The 22,396-nt window shown below is 69.0% G+C and carries 18 protein-coding genes and 3 pseudogenes; 12 read left to right on the top strand and 9 right to left on the bottom strand.

The genetic code is table 11. The features are described 5' to 3' along the window. Positions 1-59: 59 nt before the first annotated feature. Positions 60-983, bottom strand: a complete 924-nt coding sequence (locus tag OHS82_RS02960) for a phosphotransferase family protein (protein ID WP_057574949.1) — start codon at positions 981-983, stop codon at positions 60-62. A 37-nt stretch (positions 984-1,020) separates the two neighbouring features. Here OHS82_RS02960 and OHS82_RS02955 point away from each other — a divergent pair, with 37 nt between their 5' ends. Beyond that, positions 1,021-1,164, top strand: a complete 144-nt coding sequence (locus OHS82_RS02955; protein WP_157876260.1) for a hypothetical protein — start codon at positions 1,021-1,023, stop codon at positions 1,162-1,164. Positions 1,165-1,207: 43 nt separating this feature from the next. Here the strand turns inward: OHS82_RS02955 and OHS82_RS43385 are convergent. After that, positions 1,208-1,306, bottom strand: a pseudogene (locus OHS82_RS43385) (hypothetical protein); the annotation flags it as partial. Between the two features lie 58 nt (positions 1,307-1,364). Between OHS82_RS43385 and OHS82_RS02950 the strand changes: the two are divergent. Then, positions 1,365-2,633: an MFS transporter gene (locus OHS82_RS02950; RefSeq protein ID WP_328433198.1), complete on the top strand. Its 1,269-nt coding sequence runs from the start codon at positions 1,365-1,367 to the stop codon at positions 2,631-2,633. Positions 2,634-3,487: 854 nt separating this feature from the next. Continuing rightward, positions 3,488-4,906: a hypothetical protein gene (locus OHS82_RS02945; RefSeq protein ID WP_328433197.1), complete on the top strand. Its 1,419-nt coding sequence runs from the start codon at positions 3,488-3,490 to the stop codon at positions 4,904-4,906. 56 nt (positions 4,907-4,962) lie between these two features. On the opposite strand, the pseudogene OHS82_RS02940 reads toward OHS82_RS02945, so the two are convergent. Together OHS82_RS02940 and OHS82_RS02935 are read right to left on the bottom strand one after the other, a co-directional pair. Then, positions 4,963-5,177 (bottom strand): annotated as a pseudogene (locus OHS82_RS02940) (ATP-binding protein); the annotation flags it as partial. Positions 5,178-6,095: 918 nt separating this feature from the next. Next, positions 6,096-9,647, bottom strand: coding sequence for a BTAD domain-containing putative transcriptional regulator (locus OHS82_RS02935; RefSeq protein ID WP_328433196.1), 3,552 nt, complete (start codon positions 9,645-9,647; stop codon positions 6,096-6,098). Between the two features lie 289 nt (positions 9,648-9,936). Here OHS82_RS02935 and OHS82_RS02930 point away from each other — a divergent pair, with 289 nt between their 5' ends. The 3 genes and pseudogenes from OHS82_RS02930 to OHS82_RS02920 all read left to right on the top strand — a co-directional run bounded on the left by OHS82_RS02930 (position 9,937) and on the right by OHS82_RS02920 (position 12,504). Next, positions 9,937-10,347, top strand: coding sequence for a hypothetical protein (locus OHS82_RS02930; protein WP_057574954.1), 411 nt, complete (start codon positions 9,937-9,939; stop codon positions 10,345-10,347). 740 nt (positions 10,348-11,087) lie between these two features. Further along, positions 11,088-11,417: pseudogene (locus OHS82_RS02925) on the top strand (transposase); the annotation flags it as partial. 103 nt (positions 11,418-11,520) lie between these two features. Beyond that, complete coding sequence (locus OHS82_RS02920; RefSeq protein WP_328433195.1) at positions 11,521-12,504, top strand: threonine ammonia-lyase; 984 nt, start codon at positions 11,521-11,523, stop codon at positions 12,502-12,504. 101 nt (positions 12,505-12,605) lie between these two features. Here OHS82_RS02920 and OHS82_RS02915 read toward each other — a convergent pair whose 3' ends face one another. After that, a complete protein-coding gene (locus OHS82_RS02915) occupies positions 12,606-13,082 on the bottom strand; it encodes a hypothetical protein (RefSeq protein ID WP_328433194.1) in 477 nt (158 codons plus the stop codon). A 318-nt stretch (positions 13,083-13,400) separates the two neighbouring features. Next, positions 13,401-13,790, bottom strand: coding sequence for an FKBP-type peptidyl-prolyl cis-trans isomerase (locus tag OHS82_RS02910; protein WP_057575222.1), 390 nt, complete (start codon positions 13,788-13,790; stop codon positions 13,401-13,403). 418 nt (positions 13,791-14,208) lie between these two features. Between OHS82_RS02910 and OHS82_RS02905 the strand changes: the two genes are divergently transcribed. Further along, on the top strand, positions 14,209-14,514 hold the full coding sequence (locus OHS82_RS02905; protein WP_157876262.1) for a hypothetical protein: 306 nt from the start codon (positions 14,209-14,211) through the stop codon (positions 14,512-14,514). A 101-nt stretch (positions 14,515-14,615) separates the two neighbouring features. Here OHS82_RS02905 and OHS82_RS02900 read toward each other — a convergent pair whose 3' ends face one another. Further along, positions 14,616-14,993, bottom strand: a complete 378-nt coding sequence (locus tag OHS82_RS02900) for an STAS domain-containing protein (protein WP_079040956.1) — start codon at positions 14,991-14,993, stop codon at positions 14,616-14,618. 762 nt (positions 14,994-15,755) lie between these two features. On the opposite strand from OHS82_RS02900, the gene OHS82_RS02895 reads away from it, so the two are divergent. The 4 genes from OHS82_RS02895 (at position 15,756) to OHS82_RS02880 (ending at position 19,169) form a co-directional block, all read left to right on the top strand. Beyond that, the gene (locus tag OHS82_RS02895; protein WP_057574957.1) at positions 15,756-16,676 is read left to right on the top strand and encodes an NADP-dependent oxidoreductase; all 921 of its coding nucleotides are present in this window, start codon (positions 15,756-15,758) and stop codon (positions 16,674-16,676) included. Positions 16,677-17,028: 352 nt separating this feature from the next. After that, the gene (locus OHS82_RS02890; protein WP_057574958.1) at positions 17,029-17,484 is read left to right on the top strand and encodes an ATP-binding protein; all 456 of its coding nucleotides are present in this window, start codon (positions 17,029-17,031) and stop codon (positions 17,482-17,484) included. 313 nt (positions 17,485-17,797) lie between these two features. After that, a complete protein-coding gene (locus tag OHS82_RS02885) occupies positions 17,798-18,292 on the top strand; it encodes a hypothetical protein (RefSeq protein WP_057574959.1) in 495 nt (164 codons plus the stop codon). Positions 18,293-18,743: 451 nt separating this feature from the next. Next, a complete protein-coding gene (locus tag OHS82_RS02880) occupies positions 18,744-19,169 on the top strand; it encodes an HGxxPAAW family protein (protein WP_242432959.1) in 426 nt (141 codons plus the stop codon). Between the two features lie 292 nt (positions 19,170-19,461). On the opposite strand, the gene OHS82_RS02875 is transcribed toward OHS82_RS02880, so the two are convergent. Beyond that, complete coding sequence (locus tag OHS82_RS02875; RefSeq protein ID WP_328433192.1) at positions 19,462-20,472, bottom strand: ornithine cyclodeaminase family protein; 1,011 nt, start codon at positions 20,470-20,472, stop codon at positions 19,462-19,464. Continuing rightward, positions 20,469-21,332, bottom strand: coding sequence for a PhzF family phenazine biosynthesis protein (locus OHS82_RS02870; protein ID WP_057574961.1), 864 nt, complete (start codon positions 21,330-21,332; stop codon positions 20,469-20,471). Before OHS82_RS02870 ends, OHS82_RS02875 begins: the two co-directional genes overlap by 4 nt. Before the next feature lie 72 nt (positions 21,333-21,404). Here OHS82_RS02870 and OHS82_RS02865 point away from each other — a divergent pair, with 72 nt between their 5' ends. After that, a complete protein-coding gene (locus tag OHS82_RS02865) occupies positions 21,405-22,238 on the top strand; it encodes a LysR family transcriptional regulator (RefSeq protein WP_057575226.1) in 834 nt (277 codons plus the stop codon). Positions 22,239-22,396 lie beyond the last annotated feature (158 nt).

The following is a 22,396-nucleotide window of genomic DNA, read 5'->3' as shown; positions in this document are numbered from 1 at the left end:
CGAGGCGAAGAACAACTGCCGTCCAAACTCGCGAACAAAGCCACGCGGGCGGGCGTGTGTCACGCCGTCAGCGCCTCGAGGTCCGGAAGTCGGCCGAACAGGTCGGGGAGGCCACGCACCCCGTTGCATACGGACTCGTGCGACAGCGCGAGGTCAGGGCCGGTGCTCGCCTCGACACCGGCGAGGCACCGGAGGATGTTCCACCTGGTGTGCCCCAGCCAGCCGCCGATCATGAACACGAACCAGCTCGGTCCTGACGGGGGCAGCGCTCCGCCTCCTGCGACATAGCCGTCGAGGACCGAGCGGAAAATCGCGGGCTTGATGTCGTCGAAGCCAGGTCCCTTCGCGAGGCTCAGCGCGGTCGAGCCGAGTTCGCCGGACAGGTCGAGCATCCCCGAGAGCTCCCAGTCGAGCACCACCGGCCGACCCTCTCGAGCGAGCAGGTTCCACGGTTGGATGTCCCTGTGGGTCAGCACGACGGGGCCCGGCCGTTCGCAGGTGTCGACGAAGTGGGCGATCGCGAGGAACGTCTCGACGTGAGAAGCGAGTCGGTCGGCCCACGGCTGACCGGTCGCCGCCGCCCGCGCGGCGAGCTCGGGCCAGTCGCGCGACGTCGGGTCCTCGATCGGCACAGGCGTCCACGCGACGTCGAGCGCGTGGATGCGCGCGAGGATCTCACCGATCTCGAACGCGTACGCCGCCGACACCGGTGCTTCGGGCACCTTCACGCCTTCGACCCATCGGTGAACGAGTGTGTGGTGGCCGGCCGAGATCGGCTCCGGCATCGGAATCCCGGCGGCGAAGGCCGCCCGCTCGAACCTGAACACGTCCTCGATGCGATAGGTCCAGCGGCGGTCGACGAGGTTCATCTCCTTCACCGCGAACGACCCCTGGTCGGTGTCGAGTCGGTACATCCGGTTGGCGAACCCGCCATGGATGCGGATCATCGGCCCGACCGGCGCGCCGAGATGCGAAAGGTTCACCCGCGCATCCTAGGCGGGTGGTCTCGACCTCGGTACGGTGAGCTCGCCGGCCGTGCTGTTGGCCGCAGTGGTCGGCCTGACGGATCACGCCCATACTCAGGAGCGCCGCGGCCTCGCCCTGTCCGCGGCCCTGCCTCCGGAGACGGGCGAGTACGACCGGGCCACCGAGCGGGCCGAGTGAGTACGAGGGGCACCGCACCCGTCCGGCAGGCGCGGGAGAGCGTTCAGCGCCCGCCCCCGCACCTGACTGCTCCAGCGTGTCGAGAGAGGATGCGCCTGCCGGACTCGTCCGGTGAAGCGGAGAGCGCCAGCAGGAGGTGGTCCGGTGTTCAGGAGGCCATGTCCGACCTGCCGTGCACGTGACGCCCTGGGGAGGAGTTCGTGAAGTCCGCCGGCACCACGCCTGCCACGCCCGAACCGCCGGACGGGCCTGCCGAAGGGCTCTCGGCGTGGCGGTTCGTGCTGGTGTTCGGGGGCGTCAGCCTGCTGATGGACTTCGTCTACGAGGGCGCTCGTTCCGTCACCGGCCCACTGCTCGCTCACCTGGGTGCCTCGGCGGCCGTGGTCGGCGTGGTCACGGGGGCGGGCGAGGCCGCCGCGCTCGGACTGCGTCTGGCCTCGGGACCGCTGGCCGACCGCAGCCGCCGCTTCTGGGCATGGACGATCGCCGGATACGTGCTGACCGCGGCCACCGTCCCGGTGCTCGGTCTGACCGGCGTGCTGTGGGCGGCCTGCACCCTGGTGATCGCGGAACGCGTCGGCAAGGCCGTGCGTTCCCCGGCCAAGGACACCCTGCTCTCGCACGCCACCGCCGCCACCGGGCGGGGCCGCGGCTTCGCGGTCCACGAGGCGATGGACCAGGTCGGCGCGCTCATCGGCCCGCTCACGGTGGCCGGGGTACTCGCCCTGACGGGCGGCGACTACGCCCCGGCGCTAGGGGTGCTCGCGCTGCCGGGCGTGGCCGCCGTCGCGCTGCTGTTCTGGCTGCGTGCCAGGGTTCCCGAACCCGTGGGCTACGAGACAGCCGTCGGCGTGGCGGCGCCCGAGGAGTCGGACTCCCCCGAAGAGCCGGGACCTGCCGGGTCCCGGGAGAGGAAGCTGCCGCGGGCCTTCTGGGCCTACGCGGTCTTCACCGCCGCGACCCTGACTGGTTTCGCCACCTTCGGTGTGCTCTCCTACCACCTGGTCGTCCGGCACCTGGTGCCGACCGCGACGGTTCCGGTGCTGTACGCGGCGGCCATGGCGGCGGACGCGGTGGCGGCGCTGGCCACGGGCTGGCTGTACGACCGGTTCGGCGCCCGGGTCCTGGTCGTCCTGCCGCTGCTGTCCGCCGCCGTTCCGGCCCTGGCCTTCACCGACACGGTGGGGGTCGCCGTGGCGGGCGCGCTGGTGTGGGGCGCCGCCGTCGGGGTCCAGGAGTCCACGCTGCGTGCCACCGTCGCCGACCTCGTACCCGTGGGCCGCCGGGCCACCGCGTACGGCGTCTTCGCCGGAATCATGGGAGCGGCCGCGTTGGTCGGCGGCGCTTTGGCCGGGCTCCTGTACGACGTCTCCGTCCCGCTTCTGATCCTCGTCGTCATCGGCATCCAGGCTGCCGCGCTCGTTCTGCTGTGGGTCACCCGGGCCGTGCGCGCCACCTCTGCCCGCTGAGTGGCGAACGTGGGGGCATGCACCGGGTGTTCTCATCGGAACCGAGGACATGGTGCGCGAGCGGTAGTAGCGTGCCGCCTCGTCCTCGATGTCGCGGACCAGTTCGTGGCGACTCGGGCGGCGACGGTCCCTCCGGCGGGATGGAAGCGGCGGCACCGTCCGCGACGCCCCGGGTTCAGGTCGGCCGGGGCGCCGTTCATGTCGGCGCCCAGGCCCGGCATCTGAAGGGTGATCACCCTGAACGTACTGCTCAGCGCATCCTCCCGATCTGCCGCAACGGCGTCGGTGAACCTCACATCCATGATCGCGATCTACCACCGGAGTACCCACGAGGCCCAGCCGAGGCGGAGTTCGTCACTCAGGACAGTGCGAGCGGGACAGGTGATAGTGCCTGTGCTGCGCCTGTGCATCAGGGATGTTGATCTTCGGCCGCTTGCGAGGCGGCGGTGACGACTTTCCTGGAGGGCTGGATCACGGTCCCACTCGGCTCCCGCGGCGGCTGGCCATGGGCTGGCCATGGGCTGGTCATGCTCATATTGACCAGCGGCAACGGCAGCGCCAGTGGCGAGTGGTCCTGCCTCTCCGCATGACTCGGGCGATTGCCTGTCGGCGTCCGCCCGTATCGTCGGCGGGAGTCGGCTCCGGCAAGGGAGCCTTGGAGGGACGCCTAGGGGGATGGCCGAGTGGGGGAGGAGCTGTTCTGGATGCGGGAAGGGGACCGGCGTCGCGGCCTGGCGCCGGAGAACGAGGCTGGACAGGCCATTGCCCGAAGCGGCTTCGAACCCTGCCTGCTGGCCGTTCTACGGATTTCTCTCGGCAGGGCCGCAGACGACCGCATCGCCAGGGGTTGGTACTTGGGCGCGCTCGTCCGCACAGGCCACCTCGCCCGCGCGGCCGAGCTGGTGTACACGATCAGCGACGAGCGCCGTCAGGGCATGGAGTTCCTGGCGCTGGTGGAGACTGCGGCCGAAGCGGGAGACCTGTGCGGCGCCCAGACACTGGCCGAGTCGATCCCCCTGCGCGGATGGCGGGACGACGCACTGGTCGCCCTTGCGGCGGCGTGGGCCCGGACCGGTGAACGCGACACAGCCGCCGCGCTGGCAGAGAGGATCCGCTACCCCCACAACTGGGGGCGAACGTGGGCCTTGCTGGCGAAGGCGATGGCGGACAACGGCGACACCGCTGCGGCACGCGGGTTCGCTGCCCGCGCCGACAAGGAGGTCAGTTCCTACCCCCTCGACGATGCGGGGGAGGTGCTCGCCCTCCTGATGGAGGTGGCCGATGCCACCGGCGACGAGCGCTTGGCCGCTGCGTTCGCCGACCGTGTGGAGGACTTCGCCCGATCCCACAACCGGACGGTATCGTCCCGGTCCCGGCCTCCGTCCTTGGCGGTGGTACTCGCCTGGGAGGTGCTGAGAGGGGATCTGGACCGGATCGACGCGCTGCTGCGCACGCCGCCCAGACCCCCGGCCGGCGCCGGGCCCAGGCTGTGCGGTGGGGCGCTCGGCGGATTCGCTGACCAGGACGTGGCACAGCAAGGAGATCCGGACGACGTGCGCGAGGTGGACAGCCACCCGCTCCCCGCCGAATCCTTCCTCCGTGCCCGGGACCTGGCACGTGTGCTGGACGCGGTCGTCGAAACCGTCGGCCAGGACATGGTCCTCGCCCTGGCCGACCGGGCGGAGACACTGCTCGACACCGACGTCGGCCCTGATCACAGCATTCTCCTGGAGGCCGTGACCCTGTCGCTGGCCGAGCGGGGGCACCTCGAGCGAGCCATGGCTCTCGTCGACCGGATCGAGCCCGGTCAGCGCGCGGGACGGCAGGCGCAGATCGCCGGGAGACTGGCCCGCTATGGTGACACCGACCAGGCCGAGGCTGTCGCTCACGCGATCGGCGACCGCCGTGCGCACACCAGGGCACTGGTCGAAGTGGTTCGGGAGCTGGCCCGGCGCGGCGATCCGGACCGGGCCGAGGTCCTCGTCCGCTCGATCACCGACCGCTGGGCGCAGGGCGAGGCACTGGTCGAAGTGGTTCGAGCGCTGGCTCGACGTGTCGAGCCGGGCCGAGCCGAGGCTCTCGCCCACTCGATCGCCCACCGCTCGACACGAGCCAGGGCACTGGCCGCGCTCGCGGAGCTGTCCGAGCCGTCCCGGGCTCGCAGGCTCGCCGCACAGGTCCTGCTCCTCGATGACTGGGTCACTGCCATGCCCGTCCTGGAGCGGTTCGTGCCCCGTGCGGTGGCAACGGTCGCCGATCAGATGATGCGCTGACTCTCCCCCCCTTGTTGTCACCGCCGATCGCGAGCCCCAGCCCATGATTACTTGGTGTCGGGATGAGCGGTCAGGCGGAGTCTGCAGGTTCCGCCGACGTGACGCAGGGCATTGGTGACGAGCTCGGAGACGACCAGGACGACGGAGTCGGCGTCTTCGGGTGCGATTTCCTGCTGCCCAAGGGCTCCCAGGAAGTCCCGGTGGCGTCGCGTGCGCCGGCGACGGCGTTCGCGGAACGCTCGGCTGCAGCGCTGACGCTCGCCGTGTCCATCAGGCCACCCCCCGGCCCTGGATCGTGAATGCCCGGTCCGCCTACAGCCACGCCTGCCCGGCCCTGGACCCATCGACCGCGCTTGGCCGGTCTTCCGGGTGCGGTGCCGATCGCGGGTGAAGCCGGATGAGGTGCTGCGATCCGCGGCGAGGTGCGCGTGCGCGGACGGGAGTGGCAGCCCAGCCGCAGGGAGCCGGGGGTCTGCTTGTTCGCTGTTGTTCGTGGGCGACTATCTCGCGGCCAGACTCGCGAAAATCTATGATGGCTGGAGTAGACATTGGATGGCGGGCCGGTTATGGTTTCTGTCGTAGACGAGATCACGAAGGGCCCGGCAGAAATGAACTGCCGGGCAGCAGTACGCAGGACGGTGCGGCGGTGGAGTTCCGAAGCCAGGGTTGTCGCAGGACGGCGACGGGACTGACGGCCGGACCGGGCGGCCCGCGGTGATCAGGGGCCGCCATGAGCAGTACCGCAGTACTGGTTCGGCGAGCGATCGATCAGAGGGAAGAACGGAGGAGCCCGCGCCATCAGGATCGCCCGGACAGGTAGTGGGTCCGGGTACCGCAGGACATCGACAGTGAGGTGGTCTCCGGTCACGCATCCGCGATCCCCGCATCCCGACAGTGTTCAGGTCGGGTCTGCGGAAACATGAGACCGGCGCAACAGTAGGGCCGGCAGATGGTGTAGCAATTCCTTCGGGGCCCTGGTGCCGATACGGCACCAGGGCCCCTCCACGCGTTCCACAGAGAGGGGCGATGACAGGCAGACGACTCGTTCGGGTCTCTCGACGACTGCCCCGCCTACACCATGGGCCGGGCCGCCGAGGAACTGGCCGCCGTCCTCGATGAGCCGCCGGGAAGGCGAGCCGCCACCCCGCCAACGGGCTCGCTCCAGCGGAGTTTGTGCAGTTCGGGAACCTTACGTCCCGGTCGTCGCAGGCGGGGGTTGGACGGCGATTCGGTGGTGCTCCTGATCGGCCAGCTCGGACAGGGCAAGGGCTCCGCAGGTGACGGACAGGGATTTGGCCTGTTCCAACTGGGCGAGCCCTTCGGTCTGGCGGCCGAAGGCAGAGAGCGCGGTACCGGCTGTCAGCCGGGCCATGCCCTCGTTGAGGAGCATGCGAGCCGCACGGAACTCGGCAGCAGCCTCGCACGCGGTGGGGCCCGCTGCCGGATTCTGCCGGGCAAGTTGTACCTCGGCGCGGGCCAGCAATGCGAAACCGCGTCGACCGGACGGCCCGTCAGAGGCTGCGGCAGCGGCAGCGCGGTCCGCCCACCCTTCGGCAGCCGTCACGTCACCCAGAGCCAGTTGGGCGACGGACAGCAGCCGGAACCACATAGGGCGGACCGGGGCTTCGAACCCGTAGAGGTGCGGGCCGCCGCCCGCTTCGAGCACCTTTCTGACGCAGCCCTCCGGATCGCCGTTGAGCAGCAGCGTCTGCCCGAGCATCCCGACCATCGCCGACCGGTGCGCGCCCAGCGCAGGGCCGTCCAGCGACAGCGACTCCTCACAGATCTTCAGTGCCTCGGCGAAGTCTCCGCGCCACATCACGACCGCCGCGCTCACCACGTCGGCCAGCGAGCGCGGCTCGCTGCTGCCGACGAGTGAGGCCGCCTCCAGCGCGTCGCGCGCATACGCCTCCGCCTCGTCCAGCCGCCCGAGCCACATGTAGGCGTAGGCGGAGGCTGCGAACAGGTCCGCGAGCACGAGGCTCTGGCCGGTGCGGCGTGACACGTCCAGCCCTCTGGCGAGATGACCCAGTGCGGCGTCGTACCGTTCGTGGAGCATCTCCGTCCAGCCCGTCATGACGAGGGTGTCCAGCTGGCCGGCCAGCTGCTGGTCGTCGGTGTCGTCGAGGGCTTCCAACACCAGGTCGAGGTAGTCGGTCGCCCGGGCGTCGCCGGCGAAGGTATGCGCCAGTGCCAGCAGAGCGCGGACCGCGGTGGCCTGCAGCGGGTCGCCGACGCGTTCCGAGGAGCGCAACGCCCGCTCGCCCCAGTCGACGGCGGTGGAGAAGTCGTTCGTACGGAGCGCAACCACTGCGACCCCCAACTCCAGAGCGGCGGTCTCCGGGGTCAGCCGGCCCTCGTGATCGGCCAACTCCCGAAGCAGCAGAGCCGTGGCCTCTTCGTACCGGCCGAGCGCCCACTCCATGGTGGCCCGTAGGGCAGTCACTCGGGCCCGTTGACCCCGGGCCTGCGCGGGGAGGAGAGAGGCGGCCGTGCGTAGGACGTCACGGCTTTCCAGCAGACGTCCCGCCATGCCCAGCGCATCGGCCTGCTGGATCCACAGTTCGGGCCGTAGCCGACTCTGTGTGCCCAGCAACCGCAGGGCTTCATGCGTCCAGTGCGCGGCGGCGGCCGGTGCGATCGTCATCACCTGACGGGCGGCCCGTACAAGTACGTCGACGGCGTGTTCGTCCCCTACGCGCGCCGAACGCTGAACGTGCGACGCCTGGGCGGTCAGCGGTGCGCCGCGCAGTGCCAGGCCGACCGCGGCCCGGGCATGCGCCTCGATCCGCCAACCGGCGCCCGCTCCCTGGTACACCGCTGCCCGCACCAGCGGATGGCGGAAGTGGAACTGACGCGTGGGGCCGGTCTGGCGTACGAGATCCCTCTCCGCGGCCTCGTCCAGAGCGGCAAGGGCCTGCGTCTCACCGGTCTGGGCCACGACTGCCACCATGTCGGCTTCGAAGGAGTCGCCGAGCACCGCGGCCGCCTGTGTACAGACCCTCGCAGTGGCCGACAGACCTCCCAGTTCTTCCAGCAGTGCGGCGCGCACCGACTCTGGCAGGTCGCCGGCGACAGGGGCCGGGACCGCCGACGGGCTTTGACTGCCGACGCTCCGGGTCAGCGCCTCCAGGTAGAAGGGGTTGCCGCCACTGGCCTCGTACAGCCGTTGGAAACGCCAGTGATCCGTCCTGGCCCCGCACAGCTCCGCTCCCTCGGCCGGAGACAGCGGACCCAGCTCGACCCTGGCCACTCTTCGCTCCGTACCCGCCCGGGCCAGCGCTGCGGCCAGCCGCGGCGGGGCCTGCCGGGGCCGGTAGGCGAGGGCGAGCAGCAGTGGTGTCCTCGGCGGGTGCCTTACCAGATGGTCGATCAGCTCGGCTGTACCGTCGTCCGTCCACTGCAGGTCGTCCAGGCTGAGCACGAGCCCGCCGTCGGCACTGATCGTCTCCAGCAACGTCCGTACTGCCCGGTGGAACCAGTACCGTTCGACCGTCACCGGATCTGGCCCGGTCGGGAGACGGTCGCTGAGCGCTGGGAAGACGGTGCTCAACAGGGCCAACGCGCCCGACGGTGAGCCATCCTGCCGGAGCCTTCGAGAGTCAAGGTTGCCGAGGTGGTCGTCCAAGGCGTCCACGAACGCACCATATGGAGCCCGGTCGAACTCCACGCTGCGGCCGGCCAGGGACACGAACCCGCGCTGTCTCGCCCGCTCATCCAGTTCGCCGAGCAGCCGAGTCTTGCCGATACCCGGTTCCCCGACCACCTCGACCACCCCTGGCACACCGGCAAGGGCATCCTCGACCGCCCCGTCGAGAACCGCCAACTCCGCTGCCCGGCCGATCAGGCGGCTCCCCGTCCTGGGGCGCTGCGGTGTGTGCGGACCGGGCAGGACAGTGTCGAACCGTGCCGTGGGCCCCGGGTGAGGTGCGGGTAACTGGCGCGCCACGACGGTGGGTGCAGAGCCCGTGGCGTGCCCGGCGGGTGGGACGTTCAACGCGGGGTCTGTGGTGAGGATCTGTTGGTGCAGTCGCCGCAACGGGACGCTGGGATCACAGCCGAGTTCTTCGGCCAGTAGCAGCCGGATTCGCCGGTACTGGCTGAGGGCGTCGGCCGGGCGGCCGGAGCGATACAGGGCAAGGATGAACTGGCCGGCCAGCCGTTCGTCCAGCGGGTGCCTCTCGATCCGGGCGGACAACTCGCCCAGCAGTCCGCTGTGGTGACCGCGGCGGAGCCGAACGTCGGTGTGGTCGAGTTCGGCAGCGATGCGTTCCCGGTCCACGGCATCGCGCAGGTCGTTGATCCAAGGGGTGTCCAAACCCGCGAAGGCGTGTCCTCGCCAGAGGCCGAGTGCCTGCCCGAACAGGGCCGCAGCCTGCTCGTCCTGCAGGTTCCGGGCGGCCGCCCGGGCCCGGGTGACGAGGTCGTGGAAACGATGCAGGTCCACTGCCGTCGCTTCGACGTCGAGGACGTAGCCACCGGATCGCCGGACGACATCCACCCCCTCGGCGACGGCCAGAGCCTGCCGCAGACGGGAGACGTAGCCGTAGAGCGTGTTCCGGGCCCGCTGCGGAGGACGGTCAGCCCAGACGCGGTCGACAAGCTGGTCCACCGACACCACCTGGTTGGCGTCGACGAGCAGCACGGCCAGCACGCACCGCTGCCGGGCGTGGCCCAGATCGACGATTCGGCCGTCCACGCGCGCCTCGACGCTGCCTAAGACAGTGAACTCAACCTCCACTGCACCCCCTCGAGTCTCAAGACCACCTTGGCACAGAGCCTTCGACCAGCCCATTCAATGTTCGTCCAAGGTTCGCCGATGGCCGGGAGCGCACCTTGGTACACGACAGAGAACAACGCGACGGACGCCCCAAAGGCCGCGGCTCGGCGGGCGTCGGCAGCACAGCGAACGGACGAGCCCGACGAGGGGGAGTCAGCGAACCCGGGATGGAGTCGCCCCTCCGCAGAAGTCACCCCGGACACGCACAGAGAGAAGCAGCGGCAACCCTCACACGAGAAAAGGACCCACCATGCGAAATGACGCCATCAAGGGCGCACTGCGGCTTCTGGCCACGGCAGTCACTGCTGCCGGCCTGCTGGTCACGTTCACCGGTGCCGCCCATGCCTCGGGCGGAACCTTCTCGGGCCGTACCGCCAACGGTTGCGGAACCGCCTCCGGCACCTACCACTGGTACGAGACCACCCAGTACAACGGCAAGCAGGCCTACAAGACCGATTGGGACATGGCGGTTGTCGACCACTGTTCGACTGACGGGGTGAGCGAAGGCCTCTACACCAAGTACTCGAAGTGGAACGGTTCCGCTTGGGTCAGCGACGGCAACTTCCACAAGATCAAGCCTGCGGATCACGCCAAAGACGTGGCCGATGTCCGACTGTACATTTGCCACGTCGGAAACGGCGACAGCTGCGTGATGTTGTAGGGCTGACGCACACACCACCCGACCCCGCTCCTGCGCTGCTTCGCAGCTACGCGGTCCGCGTCTGCCGGGGATGGGCGTGCCCGCGTGCCCTTGTCGGACGCACCACACCATGATGGGCCCGCCCGGCATCACGCCGGGCGGGCCCAGATGCCCTGAACGACGAGGTCCCGGCGGTCGTCGGCATCGTCGGCCGGCCATGGCGTCGTCCCGAAGCGCTTCTTGAGGACCGCGGTACGACCACGACAAGTAACGCCGCCCGCTCTGGCAGAGCGGCATTTGCCCGGTCATCGCCGAACGAGGCGGCGTGGAACACGGCTCCGGCCCGGGGACTGCCGCATCACCCACGGACACGCCCAACGCCTTTGCTTGGACCTCTTGAGCGGGATGAGGGTGTGTGGTGTGTGCTGTTCGTGGGCTTCTCGAACGCCATGATCCGCTCGGGGTGGCGCTGATGGACCCGGCCATCGCTGTGTCGGGGGCACAGGCGACCGGAGCAGTGCTCAGATCCTGTGGTCCCCGAAGATGTCCGAGGTGCTGCCGTCGCTCTACCTGCGCGGCCTGTCTTCCGGTGATTTCGTGCCCGCGCTGGAGCAGTTCCCGGGCAGCTCGCCGGCCTGTCCCCGGCCACGGTCACCCCGCCTGATCGTGCAGTGGCAGGCCGACCACGGCGATCCAGGACTTCTGCGACGCGGAAGACCACGAGTATGCGGCCCGTGGCCGTGAAGGTGTTCGCCTAGCAGTACGGCGCGAAGTTCCCCAAGCCCGTCACGAAGATCGTCGATGACGAGGACGAGCTGCTGGCGTTCTACGACTTCTCCGCTGAGCACTGGATCCACCTGCGGACCACCAACCCCGTCGAGTCGACCTTCGCAACCGTCCGCCTGCGCACCAAGGGCACCCGCGGCGCCGACTCCCGGGCGGCTGCCCGCGCGATGGGCTTCAGACTCGTCGAATCCGCCCAGGCTCGCAGGCGGGCCGTGAACGCATTCCATCTCGTCGCCTTCGTCCGTGGCGGAGCCCTCTTCGAACGCGGTCACCTCGTCGGGCATCCCGAGCCCGCCGCGGCATGAAGACCCTCAACCGACCCGACCTACAGGTCTTGACCTATTGATCCCGGTTCCGCCGGGCATTCGCCCAAAGGGTGAAGCGTCGGCGGCGCTAGGCTGCTGTGTCATGCAGGAGACGCGCCTCGACACTGCTCGGATCCGGGAGGCTCGCCGGGTAATCGACCCGATGTTTCTCGACACTCCGCTGTACCGCTGCGAGGCGCTGGAGCCCGACCTCGGGTGCACGGTGAGCATCAAGCTCGAAACGGCGAACCCGGTCCGCAGCTTCAAGGCCCGCGGCACCGAGGTCGTCGCGAACCTGCTCGCCGACACTGGCTCGCGAGCCGTGGTGTGCGCCAGCGCGGGCAACCTTGGCCAAGCCCTCGCTTGGTCCGGTCGCCGCCGGGGGCTCGACGTCACCGTCGTGGCATCCCGCTTCGCGACTGCCACCAAGCTCGACCGCATTCGCGCACTGGACGCCAAGCTGGAACTGGTGGACGGCGACCACGAGATGGCTCGCGAGCGGGCAGCGGCCATCGCGGGCGGCGACGGCATCCGGCTGGTCGAAGACAGCCTGGACATCGAAACCTGCGAGGGCGCGGCGACCATCGGCCTGGAACTGGTGGACACCATGCCATCGTTCGACGCCGTCCTGATCGCGCTCGGCGGCGGCGCGCTGGCCACCGGCGTAGGCCATGTGGTGAAGGCCATGGCACCCGAAGCCGAGGTGATCTGCGTCCAGCCGCTGGGCGCACCGGCGATGACACACTCGTGGCACAGGCGGCGCGTCGTCACCACCGACTCGACCCACACCATCGCTGACGGCGTCTCCGGCCGGTGTCCCATCCCGGACGTCCTGGACGACCTCCTCCTCGTCGCTGACGACGCCGTCCTGGTCCAGGAGGCGTCGATCATCGCCGGTATGCGGATGCTCCTCAACCACGCCGGCCTCGTCGTCGAACCGTCGGCCGCGCTCGGCATCGCGGCGATCATCGAAGACCGTGACCGCTTCGCTGGCCGACACGTAGTCACCATCGTGTGCGGCAGCAACGTCGACGTAGACGCCTATCACCGATGGGTCGGTGCGGCTCCCGACTCAGACACCATCTGATCTTGTTTCCTCTGTGCGCCGGTGACCGGCCGCCACAGTTCGCGGGGCCGCGTGGGCGTAGCTGTTTGGCTGCACACAACCGCTCAACACGACGATCTCCATCAAGTGGCCCCCTTGCCTCCTCCGGCGGTCGGCGGCGGGCCCGCGAAGGGTTCGTTCATCCAGCCTTGGAAAGGCACGGAGCCGCTCGGAATGACCCTGGGGTTCGTCCTGTCGCCGGTGATCACGGCTTCCATCGTCTCGGTGAAGTCGACGAGTTTGTCCGCGTCATACCCGGTGACCAAGTTGATGGATGCGGCTGTGGTGCTCACCCAGGACCTGTAGTCGTCAAGGAACTCCCGGAACAGCACGATGCGATCGTCATCGGTCAGATACCTCTGAGGATCGAGATCGCTGCATCCGTTCCCCTGGTTTCCCGCTTCCTCCATCCAGAAGGTCTGCCAGTCCCGCAGCCACCCGACCTCCCGATAGACCGGACTGGCCTCCACGTACATCGCGGCGAGCGCCATGAAGGTGTCCTGCTGCGAGTCGTGGGCATAGGCAGCGTTGGCGTGGAAGACGAATATCGAGTAACTCATGCTCCCTCCATGGGCGTTACTATCCCACGGGTGGGTTTGTCGGTGTGTTTCGAGACGGCTTGTAGGTCGCGGACCTCACCGGCCACGTTGTGGACGTCTACCATCTGGCACTCAATGAGGACGGGAGCACACTCGCCGCGACGGCCGAGGGCACCACACGTTTCTGGGCTGTCGGACCCTAGGGCGACCTGAACGGGTCTCGGTCCGCTCCAAGAGGTCTCGTGACGGCCCGCGAGTCCCCTGGCAACAAGTACACGGCAGTGGTGGGGTGTCGCGTCTTCCTCAGAGGCGCCGGGCTCAGGCCGAGCCCGGGCTCGCTCAGGCGGGCCCGCCCACGACCGATAGCAGGTCCACGACGAAGATCAGCGTCGAGCCCGCCGGGATCAGGGGAGACGGCGACTGCCTGCCGTATCCGAGACGCGGGGGAACGATGATCTCGCGTCGGCCGCCGACCTTCATTCCCCTCACACCCCGGTCCCAGCCTTTGATGGCCCTGCCACCGCCCACGGCGAACTTGAACGGCCGGTTCTCCTCCCAGGAAGAGTCGAACTCTCTACCGGACGCGAACGTGACACCCACATAGTGAACCCGGACGACCCGGCCCGGCTGCGCCTCGGCTCCTTCCCCGACCACGAGGTCCCTGATCGTTAGCTCGGTGGGCACATCACCCTCCGGAACCTCGATTCTGGGCTTCGTCAGTTCGCTCATCACGGTCCCATCGCTCGCCACCGGAATCCGTCGCACGGGCCGGCCGGACGCATGGACCCTCCATGCGGCAGACGATCACGCATACGGCAGACGATCACGCTACCGTGTTCGGCCTGCTGGCCCGCTTCCGCATGCTGGGCCTGCTGGTCACGGAGATGCGACCGCTTCCGTGTTGAACCCGAGGACGGGCGGAATGGGCAGCGGCGCGGATGCCGCCGGGGATGGGGGACAGCGCACCGTGTTGCGCGCCGGCTCCGCCGCGGCCCAGGGCGGATGTGAAGCCGCCCTTCGCCGGGCCGTCCCACCATGACCCGACGACGGCTGTGAGGTCTTCTTAGCCCGGTGGTGACGTTGAGAATGCGTTTCGGGGGCACAGGAACCCGGCACGGTCCATGCGGGTGTTCGACAGGAGGAGCCAGTGGCCGGTCATGAGGTCTACGCCGTCGGCGCATTGTCGGCGGTGGCAGCGATCCTGCTGGCGCGATGGTGCCTGGCGGGCCGAAACAGCAGCTCACGCACTGCCGCCGCGTGCCGCCGGGCCTCACGTCGGGCGACGCTGAGGGCTGCCTGGCGCATGGGCTCCGTCGCCCAGGTCGGGCAGGGCCTGGCGACGGACGCGTCGTGCGCTCAGCGGGCGGTGCGGGAGGCCGAAGCTCTCGTGCACGGCTCCTGGCGCCGGATCAGTCCCCTCTACCTGCCCCGGCACGATCACCATCAGGGCTGAACTGCCGGGCCAGAGCACGCACCGAGTAGGCGGGTCGCTCCGACCACGCTGGCTCGCGCTCCGATCCGGCCCGGGTCGGCGCAGGCCGCGCGCGGGGGTGGTCAGGTGCCGAGTGCTTCTCGGAGCGTTTCGCGGCAGTCGATGAGGGCGTCGACGCCGACGAGCTGCAGCGTGTGCATCACGGCCTCGGTCGGTGCGGCCAGGCGTATCCAGCCGCCGGCTCCCGTGATGGCGCGGTAGGCGGCGATGAGGAGGTTGATGCCGGTGGAGTCCATGAAGGTGACCTGATGCACGTCGATGACGATGCGGGGCTGGGGGAGGTCGGGGACGTCCAGAGCCTGGCGGAGCGGTTCGATCGTGTCGAAGTCGATCTCGCCGGCCACGGTGATCACGCGGATGCCGTCGGTGGCGGTGGATGCGACCGACAACTGTCCTGGCTGTGCGGAATGCTCGGTGTCCGCCATCTCTCCCTCGGCCATATCGCTGATCCTGGCATACCCAAGACGTTCACCCGTAGTGCTGCCCTGGACCAGGGCGGGCAATGCCTTGGCGACCAGGGCGTAAAGCGTGTACCGCGCATGCGTGGGTACGCGCAGGGATGTGGATGGGACAGGGCATGCGGGCCGCAGTGGAACCACTCTCCGTGGGTGAGAACAGCGCGCCTTCGGACAGGCATGCCTTCCAGGTCACCGTGGCCTTGGAAGGCGACGGTGCGCGGGAGAGTGATCGGCTACTGAAGGCAGCGGGCCGTCGTCATCGGTCGCGGGAAGCGGCCCCCGCCACTTCTTCAACGACCCGCTCACCGAGCCGGCGGCAGCACGTCGCGTCGGTGGGCAACGCCCGCGGCCGGCCGGCGCCGCTGTCTCCCGCCGGCTCGGCCATGGCCGGATCCAGCTGTGCGTCGGCGACGGCCCACCTCGGGGACGACGACCGCGTACCGCCGCACGAGCCGCCACCGCTCCAGATCACCTTCGGTATCGCCGCCCGCGACCTGATACAGACGCCGCGGCCGCACCGCTCGCGATCCCAGTGGGCGGGCGCGCTCCGACCACCGGGCCACCACCGAACGGGCGCCGCGATCACCTCCGGCAGGTACCGCACAGCCCACTCACCGGTACGCCACCCCTATGGAGGTCACTGTGGGCAAACCCGCAGGACAGCGCGTTCCATCGCCGGAGATGCAACGCGTTGAGTATGTGCTGCTCACTTGTCCGCGGTGTCGGCCTGATATCGATGGATACATGCGCCGAGTAATGCAGAGCAGGTTGGGTGGTCCTGATGTTCTCGAGGTTGTCGAGGTTGATGTGCCGCAACCCGGGCCGGCAGAGGTCCTGGTCGAGGTGAAGGCCGCCGGCGTGAATCCGGTCGACTGGAAGGTGCGCACCGGGGGAGGCTTGGGCGAACCGCCTTTCTCTGTCGGCTGGGACGTTTCAGGAGTGGTGGCGGCCGTCGGAGCCGGTGTGACGCGCTTCAGGCCGGGAGACGAGGTCTTCGGAATGCCACGGTTTCCGGCCGAGGCGGGTGCGTACGCGGAGTTCGTGACCGCTCCGTCGAGGCACCTTGTTCTCAAGCCGCCCTGCATGAGCCATGTCCAAGCGGCGGGCTTTCCCCTGGCGGGTCTTACCGCTTGGCAGGCGCTGGTGGCGGTGGCTGGGGTCGCTGTCGGAGAGCGGGTACTCATTCCGGCCGCGGCGGGAGGCGTCGGCCACCTCGCCGTTCAGATCGCCAAGGCGCACGGTGCCTACGTCATCGCGACCGCTAGCGGAGCAAAGCACGATTTCGTCAGGGGCCTTGGCGCCGATGAGGTCATCGACTACACGAGCCGTGAAGTGAGTTCCCAGGTGAGGGACGTCGATGTCCTTCTGGCTACCATCGCTGGGCAGATCCGGGACCTGGCTGAGGTGTTGGTGCCCGGTGGCCGAGTCGTCGCACTCAACGGCGCCGACGCGGACACGGTTCAATGGGCCGCGCAGAACGGTCTGCGAGCCGACTTCATGCTGGTGGAACCTGATCGGGCCGACCTGGAAGCCCTGGCTTCTCTCGCCGAAGAAGGTCGGATCACGGTCCACATCGATCGCACGTTTCCTCTTGACCAGGTGATCGACGCCCACCGCCTGGGCGAGGAGGGGCGAACCACAGGGAAGATCATTCTGATTCCGTAGATGAATGTGTGCGACAAGTGCGTGCCGTGCTGTAACCCGGTCGGCTTTGTCGATGAAAGGGTGGGTGGTGTGTCCCCCTAGAGGGTCTTGACGTGGGGAACGCCGTGAAGTCCATGATCTTCACGGACACATAGGGGCAGATGATCTTCGCCGGCCGGGGGTGCCGGGCAGTCGTGTTCGTGTCCCCTTCGTCTCCGCCAGTGCCGGCGGCTGGATCCCTGTGGCGGTCCAGGGCGAGGCGCCGCATTTCGACTTTCGCGTTTGGGTATTGATTGCTCATGGCCTCTGAGTCGTCTGGAGGTGTTCTGGAAGGGACAGGAAATCCTCTCCAGCTCCTCAGGCAGTGATTTCGATGAACACGACCACGATCTCGCGCCGGCAGCAACACCCCGAGCTGCAAGCGGCCTGCACCGGTGAGCACGTGTTCGGCCTGCTTCTCGAGCACGGGCCTCTCGCTCCCGCTTCGGCCCGCCATGAGGCCCGCCCTGCTCTGGCTGCGTGGGGACTGGACGACGACCAGATCTACGAGGTCCTCCTGGTGATCTCCGAGCTCGTCACCAATGCTGTCTGCCATGCGATGCCGCCCGTCGTGCTGCACCTGCGCGCCTCCGTCGAAGACTTCGGAGTCGTTGAAGTCCATGTCAGCGACGGCGGCCCCGAGGCCGCCCCGGACAACTGGGCGGCTGCCCGGCCCGCCGACGAACACGGCCGTGGCGACATGATCGTCGCTGCCCTCGCCAGCCAGGCCGGATCCGGGCGCGAAGGCGAAGGACTCATCGACCACTGGGCGAGCTTCGGCGCGGCCTGACGACGCGCGCCTGCCGACGATCGTGAGGCGTGGCCGCAAGATTGCCCAGCTTCAGCAGCGGGCCGGCGTTCCGTCGATCCCCAACGAGTCTGCGCAGGTGTTTCTCCAGGGGCGATCACGGATCAGCGTATGACCTCAGCTCGGCGGAGGCTGGTTCGACGAGCTCTGAAGTTGCCGGGCGTCCGCACGGCGGCGCAAGTCACCCGAGGCCCAGGGGCCGGTGGCCTCGGCGTCCGTGCTGGGCATGGCGACGCCTAGACGTACAACAGCGAACTGAGGTGCGCGCCGCACCGATCAGAACGGAGCAGCCGACATGAGCGAAGCACAGGAGGAATCCCGCCCGGGGGACCCGGGACCGGCTCCGGCCCGGGAGCTGCTGGAGCGGATCCGGCGGGAGCAGCGTGGCACACTGAGGCTGCTCACCGTCTGCGCGGTGGGTCTGGTGCCCTGGACGGTTCTGCTGGCGCTGACTCTGCCGTCCCACTTCCAGGTCCACCAGTGGCGCCTGGCCTGGGTGGGGTTCGACGTCCTTCTCGTGGTCGCCACGGCCGCCACGGCGATCTTGGGCTGGCTACGGAACAAGGCAGTCATCGTGCCGGCGGTCGGCATGGCCGTGCTGCTGATCTGTGACGCCTGGTTCGATGTGTCGCTCACGTTCGGCACATCGGGCGTGTGGCTGTCGGTAGCGCTCGCGGTGTTCGCCGAGCTGCCGTTGGCCGCCTACCTCATCGTCCGCGTCACGGGGTTGATTTCGCTGGGGCAGTGGCCGTCTGTGGAGAGCCCGCGGGAAGGGAGTTCGAAGACATGAGATGGGCGCTCGGCTTCAGGGATGCTGTCGCTGTCAGGACGCAGCCCCGCAGCCCACGGGCAGAGTGCCGGGGACGCCGAGACGGTTCGGAACGACGGGGGCTGGTCGGCGAGTCATGGGATGCCGAGCTCCACCACCCCGGGTAGACCTTGGGGCGGGGTGGTGCGCGAGCACCCTGTCGGACGCGAGTCTCCTGTCACAACCCGGGGCCGGGCGACAGGAGAGATGCAACGGCCACGAACACCGTCACAGACGAACCCCCAGAGATCACCGTGACCCGCAGGGAAGCCCTGAAGCCGGCCGGCCCGGGCATCGGCTCGGTAGCTGCCTCAGCGTGGGCGTCGGCGGAGTCTTGGACGTCACCGACGGAGCCTTCAGCGCCGGATCCGGCTGTCCGTACGACCTGTGGCACGACTGGAACCGGCGCACTACATCGCACGGAGGACAGAACATCAGCGCACACGAGAACGTGGACTTGGGGCACACGGTGGCCGGACGGACCGGCACAGCTGTCGCCTTGGCCGGCTTCTGCGTCACCGGTGTGGGAGTGATCGCTGTCTCCGCGCCGCTCATACTCTCCGGGATCGCAGTGGTCGCCTTGGCCGCGGCCATCACCTGGCTCCCCCACCTGGCGGGATGGGGGAAGCCGAACGGCCCGCGCCCGGCCGACCAGTGGGACTGGCGGGTGAAGGACCTCCGTGCCCGGCAGGGACATCCGGACTGCCTCGGGTGCCGCATGGCGGGCGGGCGGGTCAAGGCGTTGGGCCCCGCTACCGGAGCCGACGTCCTGGTGGCCGTCTCGTCGGCGCCCCGGAGCCTGTACGACGTCACGACCCAGGGGACGCGCAACCACGGAGGATGCCCGCCGCTCCGGTAGCCGACCGCATCGCAACCCGGAACAGAGAAGGAGGGGCCGGCGATGTCCGCTGAAGACCGAGCTGACGGCTTGCGTTCCGGCGACGACGCCGTGGCGGCGGGACGCAGACCCCTGGGCTGATCGTCTGTCAGGGGGATGGTCGAGCAACATCTCGCAGCCTTCGGTGCCGGCTTCCTGACTCAGGTCGGCTTCGACCTGATCGGCCGGGACGCAGAAGCCGGCCATACCGTGCCGATGGAGGAGGCCGAGCGGTTCGCGGGCACGTTCTGGCCTTGCAGGTCCGCTGGTTGTCCTACCCGGCGGAGCCCACGTCCTTTGCGCTCGCCGGTGGCCTTTTGCGTGACGGAGCCCCGTCGTCGAGGTACCTGAGGGTGACCTCGGCTGCGGCGAGGTCCTGCACCCCGAGGCCGATGAGTTTGCAGACAGTGATCTCGGCGTTGTCCGACCGGCCGGGTGCGGTCCGGGCCAGGACCTCTCCAAGCTCTGCATGCTCCGCGGTGTCCATTCCTGCTCGTGCCAGGTCCCCGTGGATACCGGCCAGTTCACGGCTGTCGACGACGATCCGATCGGCTTTCAGCAGGCAGTCGGGAGACAGTTCGGCCTTGGACGGATCGTCGGCGCCGACTGCGGTGACGTGCATGCCTGGCGTGAGCCACGCGCTTTCGACCAGCGGTTCTGTGCTGGCGGTTGCGGTCACCAGGACGTCGGCCCCTTCACAGGCCCTTCGGGGATCGGCCGCGGCCTGCATGTGCAGCTCGGGGTGGCGGGCCATGACAGCGGCGGTCAGACGCAGCACGCGGTCGGCGTTGCGTCCCCACACGCGTACCTCCCGCAGGGGAAGTTCATGGGCGGCCGCCAGGACTTGCAAATACGCTTGGACACCGGTGCCCAGGACGGCGAGCACGGCAGAATCCGGTCGGGCCAGGGTACGTGCGGCAAGGGCGCCCGCAGCAGCGGTACGGATGTCGGAGATGTGGTGCTCGTCCTCCAGCAGCATCCGCAGATCACCGGTCTCGGCGTCGAAGACGGCGATAATTCCGGATGCCGGCGTACCGCCGCGACGGGATCGCTCGAGGAACCATGTCGCCACCTTCACGGTGAACACCGGGCGCCCGGGCAGCCATGCGGACTTCACGTGGACGTCGCCGTCCCGCCCGGCCGGTGCGAAGACCACCACCGGGGAGTCGCCCATGCCCCGGCTGTAGTCGGCGAGCGCCTGGGCCACCGGTTCCAGGACGTCTTCGTATCCGACTGCGGCCCGGATGGCGTCAGGGCCGACGTGGGGCAGTGCGGAGGGGCTCATACGGGCAGCTCCCTCAGATGCCCTTCAGCAACGAACGCCACTTCGCCGCCCACCGTGACGGAGCGGATGTCCTGCCCTTCGCCGTGTGCGCTGATCGTCATCTGACTGGCGCGGCCGGTGAAGCGCCCCTGGTGCAGGGTGACGGTCTCCCCGTCGCCGATCCGGCTGTGTCGGCGCAGGTAGGCGGCGGCACAACCGGCGCCGGAACCCGTGGCCACGTCCTCGAGGACGCCGTCGTTGTTCCAGTGACGTCCTTCCAGTGTGGTGGCGTCGAGCAGGTAGGCGAACTGTGCACCATGATCAGCGAGGGGAGCCTCGAGGTCTTGGGCGATCCGGGCGCGTTCCAGCGCGTCGCCACGCACCGGAACCATGAGGTACCGAAGTCCCGTGGAGAGCACTTCCGCAGGAAGGTCCGGATCCAGGTCGTCGGCGTCCAAGGAGAACCAGGCGGCCAGCTCGGCGATGTCGGGGCGGCCGAGGAATGCAGCGGGGCCCTGGTCGAGAACGGCGCTGTAGCGGCCCGCTGCTCGGCGTCGGGTGGTGACGTCGACCGCTCGGGCCTTGAGCTTCAGGCGCCAGGTCTCGGTGTCGTCGCCACCGTGCAGCGCGTGCAGGACACATGCTGCCCCGATGAGAGGGTGGCCGGCGAAGTCGAGTTCCCCGGCAAGGTCGAAGACGCGCGCATGCCGGCTCCGGTCACTGCTGGGGTCCCGGGCCAGGAAGACCGACTCGAAGTGGCGCATCTCCTGGGTGATGCGCACCATCTGCTTCGCGGTGAGCTGTGCGGAGTCCGGGAACACCGCCAGGCTGTTGCCGCTGTACGGCCGGCTGCTGAAGACGTCAACGTGTAGGTAGCGCATGTTTCGGACAGTACGGTCTGTCGCAGGTTCAAGGAACCGGCAACTTTCATAGGGCGGATATAACCTGTGGTTATGGGGCCAGAACTTGAGACATCGCTCCTGCGGGCCTTTGTCAGCTGCGTCCGTTCGGGGAGCATCAGCAGGGCTGCGAACGTGCTGGGGCACAGCCAGCCGGCGCTCAGCGGACAGCTGAGGAAACTCGAACGCGCCGTCGGTCAACCGCTGCTGCACCGGTCTGCCACAGGTGTGTCACTGACCAGAGCCGGGGAGGCTCTGCTGCCGTACGCGGAACGCATCCTTACCCTGTCGGCACAGGCTATGACGGCCACCGGGGAGACCGTGGCCGGGCACTGCGGCGTAGGTCTGATCGAGGACCTCGCTGCCGCTCCGCTCGCACAGGCCTTGGCCGACTTCGGCCGGATGCATCCGCAGGCGACGCTGGAACTGGTCAGCGCGCCCGGCCCGGCGATGAGAAGGGCCTTCACGGCCAACCGCATCCACCTGGCGCTGTGTGACCCGGCGTATCTGCCCGAACCTCCGCGCTGGACCGTGCGGCTGCCTCTCGTCTGGGCCGCCGGGCCTGAGGTGGACCTCAGCCTGGACCCGCTGCCGCTCGTGCTGTTCTCCCAGCCGTGCCGCTGGCGCATGCCGGTACTCGACGCCCTGAAAGACAGCGGACGTGACTGGCGTATCGCCTTTGAGAGCACCGGCCTGGCCGGCGTGCAGAGCGCGGTTCGCGCCGGGCTGGGCGCCGCGGCCCTCCTTCCCGCCCAGGTCGAGTCCGGCATGGCGGCGCGCGGCTTGCCCGAACTGCCCGACGTAGAACTCGGAATGGTCCGACGCCCGGGAACCGAGGGCGATCCCCTTGTCGACGCGGTCGAAGAACTCCTGAAGAGCCTGATCTGACGCACCGCACGAGGACCAGGCACGACAGGAAGCGGTGCCTGGACGGCTTGCCCTCGGACACCGTCGCGACTGAGGCCTGCCTCCGCACAAGGACGAGCGGCCTCCGGGCAAGCAACACGTCACCCTGGTCGGCGGCGTCACCCGTGGCCGCCGCGACC

Source organism: Streptomyces sp. NBC_00425, from assembly GCF_036030735.1.
GTDB lineage: Bacteria > Actinomycetota > Actinomycetes > Streptomycetales > Streptomycetaceae > Streptomyces.
Note: the sequence above shows the minus strand (reverse complement) of the source record. Positions and strands in the feature narration are given on the sequence as shown.

Excerpts from the sequence above, each read along its gene's own strand:
- OHS82_RS02930 (WP_057574954.1), top strand. The coding sequence starts at position 9,937 with ATGCGAAATGACGCCATCAAGGGCGCACTGCGGCTTCTGGCCACGGCA.
- OHS82_RS02920 (WP_328433195.1), top strand. The coding sequence starts at position 11,521 with ATGCAGGAGACGCGCCTCGACACTGCTCGGATCCGGGAGGCTCGCCGG.
- OHS82_RS02915 (WP_328433194.1), bottom strand. The coding sequence starts at position 13,082 with ATGAGTTACTCGATATTCGTCTTCCACGCCAACGCTGCCTATGCCCAC.
- OHS82_RS02910 (WP_057575222.1), bottom strand. The coding sequence starts at position 13,790 with ATGAGCGAACTGACGAAGCCCAGAATCGAGGTTCCGGAGGGTGATGTG.
- OHS82_RS02900 (WP_079040956.1), bottom strand. The coding sequence starts at position 14,993 with ATGGCCGAGGGAGAGATGGCGGACACCGAGCATTCCGCACAGCCAGGA.
- OHS82_RS02895 (WP_057574957.1), top strand. The coding sequence starts at position 15,756 with ATGCGCCGAGTAATGCAGAGCAGGTTGGGTGGTCCTGATGTTCTCGAG.
- OHS82_RS02890 (WP_057574958.1), top strand. The coding sequence starts at position 17,029 with ATGAACACGACCACGATCTCGCGCCGGCAGCAACACCCCGAGCTGCAA.
- OHS82_RS02885 (WP_057574959.1), top strand. The coding sequence starts at position 17,798 with ATGAGCGAAGCACAGGAGGAATCCCGCCCGGGGGACCCGGGACCGGCT.
- OHS82_RS02875 (WP_328433192.1), bottom strand. The coding sequence starts at position 20,472 with ATGAGCCCCTCCGCACTGCCCCACGTCGGCCCTGACGCCATCCGGGCC.
- OHS82_RS02870 (WP_057574961.1), bottom strand. The coding sequence starts at position 21,332 with ATGCGCTACCTACACGTTGACGTCTTCAGCAGCCGGCCGTACAGCGGC.
- OHS82_RS02865 (WP_057575226.1), top strand. The coding sequence starts at position 21,405 with ATGGGGCCAGAACTTGAGACATCGCTCCTGCGGGCCTTTGTCAGCTGC.